4 protein-coding genes and 1 pseudogene are annotated in these 3,743 nt (G+C 72.2%); all 5 read right to left on the bottom strand.

The genetic code is table 11. From position 1 onward, the window contains the following. Positions 1 to 938, bottom strand: a 938-nt coding sequence (gene dprA / locus AC1DY2_RS17050) for a DNA-processing protein DprA (RefSeq protein WP_476763494.1), incomplete at its 3' end; no start/stop codon positions are given. Further along, positions 935 to 2,476 (bottom strand): YifB family Mg chelatase-like AAA ATPase, encoded by a 1,542-nt coding sequence (locus AC1DY2_RS17045; protein WP_476763493.1) that lies wholly within the window; start codon positions 2,474 to 2,476, stop codon positions 935 to 937. The genes dprA and AC1DY2_RS17045, both read right to left, overlap by 4 nt. Continuing rightward, a complete protein-coding gene (locus AC1DY2_RS17040; protein WP_476763492.1) occupies positions 2,476 to 2,832 on the bottom strand; it encodes a YraN family protein in 357 nt (118 codons plus the stop codon). The genes AC1DY2_RS17045 and AC1DY2_RS17040 overlap by 1 nt, the downstream gene beginning before the upstream one ends. A gap of 180 nt (positions 2,833 to 3,012) precedes the next feature. Further along, on the bottom strand, positions 3,013 to 3,336 hold the full coding sequence (locus AC1DY2_RS17035; protein ID WP_129522552.1) for a DUF2469 family protein: 324 nt from the start codon (positions 3,334 to 3,336) through the stop codon (positions 3,013 to 3,015). A 6-nt stretch (positions 3,337 to 3,342) separates the two neighbouring features. Then, positions 3,343 to 3,743, bottom strand: a pseudogene (locus tag AC1DY2_RS17030) (ribonuclease HII); the annotation flags it as partial.

Genomic DNA, 3,743 nt, shown 5'->3' with positions numbered 1-3,743 from the left:
AACTCCCGCAGGAGGCGGTGGCATCCGGCCGAGGCGGGACTCGTCACCGGCCCCGGCACGGCTCCGAGCGGGCGGCCGAGCGCGGCCGCGTGCCCGGCCGTGTTGAGCGATCCCGAACGGATCCCGGCTTCGAGCACGACGGTCGCCTCGCTCGCGGCGGCGATGAGGCGATTGCGTTGCAGGAACCTCCATTTCGTCGGCGCCGCACCACAGGGCAGCTCCGACACCACCGCCCCGGTCTGCACGATGCGCGCGAGGAGGGATTCATGCCCCAGCGGATAGAACCGGTCGACTCCGCCAGCGAGGAAGGCGACGGTCGTGCCGTCGCTCGCCAGCGCGGCGCGATGCGCCATGCCGTCGATGCCGTAGGCACCGCCCGAGACCACGGTGAAGCCACGGTCGACGAGCCCGGCCGAAGCCTCCATGGCGACGTGCTCGCCGTAGCCCGTCGCCGCGCGCGCGCCGACGAGGGCGATCGTGGAGCGTGCAGACGACAGCGCGTCGGCTCGCCCCCGCACCCAGAGACCGAGCGGTGCATGCACGTGAAGTTCGTCGACGCCGCGCGGCCACGCGGGGTCGTCGGGCGTGAGCAGCACCGCCCCGACACGAGCCGCCTGGGTGAGYGAGCGGACGAACGACCCGTGATCGAGCCGTGGCGACCAGCGATCGAGTCCCGCCGTCGCCTCGCGCTCGTCGAGGTCGCCTCCAGCCCCCACGACCCGCTCGACCAGGTCGGCGGCCGAGCGACCGGCCAGCAGCGACTCGGCCGCGTCGATCGCTCCGATCGCTCCGACCACCCGGCCGAGCACGCCGTCACCGGGCTCCGCAACGAGGCCGAGGACGGCCCGGGCGAACGCCTCGAGCGTCGGCTCCCCGCCGGTGCGGACGGCGGCGAACTCCGCGGCCGATCGGTCGGCCGCCTGCTGCAACCGCGTCATGCGTTGATGCCCTTCCTCATGAAGTAGGCCCGGCCCACGTGTTCGGCGGTCGGGGCGGCGGCCCCGTCGAGGTCGGCGATCGTCCACGCGGTCTTGAGGACACGGTCGTATCCGCGCATCGTGATGCCGCCGCGCTCGAGCGCCCGATCGAGCGCGGCACTCGCGCGCCCCCCGGGGTGGAGGCGACCGGCGCCGCGCATCCACGGCCCGGGCATCTCGGAGTTCGTGCGCCAGGGCGTCGCCCGGAGGCGCTCACGCGCGATCGCGCGGGCCGCGTCGACGCGCACTCGAGCCTCGGCGCTGGACAACCCCGGCAGATCGGCCGCGACGCGGATCCCAGCGGTCGTGATGCGGGGAACCAGGATCTGCAGGTCGATGCGGTCGAGCAGCGGGCCGGAGATGCGCGCGAGGTAGCGGCGGCGCACGACCGGTGAGCAGGTGCAACTGGTGTCATCGACGCCGTGATGGCCGCACGGGCAGGGATTGGCGGCGATGACGAGCTGGAAGCGGGCCGGGAACGATGCCACCGCGCTCGCCCGGTGGATGGAGATGGTGCCCGATTCCAGCGGCTGGCGGAGCACGTCGAGCACGGTCGAGGCGAACTCGGGCGCTTCATCGAGGAAGAGCACTCCGTGCGACGCGCGAGCGGCCGCGCCCGGGCGGATGACCCGACTCCCGCCGCCCACGATCGCCGCGGCCGATGCGGTGTGATGGGGAGCCTCGAACGGCGGACGCACCGAGAGCGTGGCGCCCAACGGCCGACCGGAGAGCGATCGGATCGACGAGACCTCGAGGGCGGCATCCGAATCGAGGTCGGGCAGGATGCCCGGCAGCCGCGAGGCGAGCATGGTCTTGCCGGCCCCCGGTGGACCCAGCAGGAAGAGGTGGTGCCCGCCCGCGGCCGCCGTGATCAGGGCCTCGACCGCATCGCCGTTCCCGGCGATGTCCGCCAGGTCGCCGACCAGGGGCTCGCCGTCGTCTCCCCGGATGATCGCGGGCACGGCCTCGACGGCCTGCTCCTCGTAGTCGCCGCCGTGGCGGATCGCCGCCTCGAGCAGCGACGAGACGCCGATCACCTCGACGCCCGGCACCAGCGCCGCCTCGGCGGCATTCGCGGCAGGCACCATCACGGTGTCATGGCCGGCCCGGACCGCGGCGAGCACGGCCGGCAGGATGCCGTCGATCGGACGGAGCCGACCGTCGAGGCCGAGCTCCCCGAGGTGCACGACGCGATCGACGGAATCGACCGAGACCTCGCCGGCGGCCGCAAGGCACGCGATGGCGATCGCCAGGTCGAACCCGGACCCGTGCTTGGGCAGCGCCGCGGGCGAGAGGTTGACCGTGAGCTTGCGCTGCGGGAGCGGGCACCCCGCGTTAACGGCGGCGGAGCGCACCCGCTCGCGAGCCTCGGTCAGTGCCGCGTCGGGCAGGCCGATGATCACGAATCCGGGCAGCTGCGACGAGAGATCGGCCTCGACCTCGACCACCGAGCCGGTGAGGCCGAGGAGCGCGATGGAGCGCGTGCGTGCCACGGGCATCAGCCGATCCCCTCGAGGTGCTCGATGAGCGCCGGCGCCTCGGTCGGTGCGAGCACGGCCACCGCGTCGATGCGGAGACGCGCGACCGGGGCATCCGTCGCCTCGCACCAGGCGATCGCGAGCCGGCGCAGCCGAGCGAGCTTGATCGGCGTGATGGCCTCGAACGGATGACCGTAGTCCTGCGACGTGCGGGTCTTCACCTCGACGACGACCGTGTCGCTCCCGTCGCGCGCGACGATGTCGATCTCGCCGAGCCTGCATCGCCAGTTGCGGGCGACGACGCGCATCCCGCGCGATTCCAGATGGTCGACCGCGAGCTGTTCGCCGCGCCGACCGAGTTCCGCATTGTGGGCCACCAGCACCACCTCCGCGACCAGCGTGATGGCGGAACCATCCGGCCGGAGCGGTCTCGACCGCCTCGTGGCCGCGGGCGGCAGCAGTCAGGGTGTCGAGGACGAGTCGCCGACGAAGGTGGACGTCAGCATGGTCCTCCGCCGGCCGACCGCAGTGGCCGTCGTCGCGGGAAGGCCCGAGCGCTACTCGTCGAGCGCGAGCTCCTTGGGAAGCTCGAACTCGCGCGTCGCGAGCTCCTCGACGTTCACGTCCTTGAACGTGAGCACGCGCACCGACTTCACGAACCGGTCGGCACGGTAGACGTCCCAGACCCAGACGTCCTTCATGGTCAACTCGAAGTAGAAGTCGTGCTCGGTGTCGCGGCGCACCAGTTCGACCTCGTTGGCGAGGTAGAAGCGCCGCTCCGTCTCGACCACGTACTGGAATTGCGACACGATGTCACGGTATTCGCGGTACAGGGCCAGCTCGACCTCGCGGTCGTAGTCTTCGAACTCGTCTTCATCCATCGGGATTCATCCTACGCCGAGGTCGAAGAGCGCCGGCGCCTCCTCGGGGCGCTCGTGGAGCCACGTGTGCCGGTGCAGGGCGCTCGGGCCGTGCTCGGCGAGGGCGGCGAAGTGCCCTCGGCTCGAGTAGCCCTTGTTCTCGTCCCAGCCGTAGAGGGGCAGGTCGTCGTGCGCGCTGCGCATGCCCCGGTCGCGATGCACCTTGGCGATGACGGATGCCGCGGCCACCGACGCGCAGTCGCGATCGGCCTTGATCCGCGTGGTCACACGGGCACGGTGCTGGATCGACGGGCTCAGCCAGTCGTAGTTGCCGTCGAGCAGGAGCGGCGCATCCAGCGCGACCTCCTGCGCGGCGGTGAGCGCGGCGTAGGCGCGGGCACCGGCGAGGCCGAGGCACGCCATGATGC

Source organism: Agromyces sp. P1_H4 (assembly GCF_056405255.1).
This window is presented reverse-complemented; position numbering and strand designations above follow the sequence as displayed.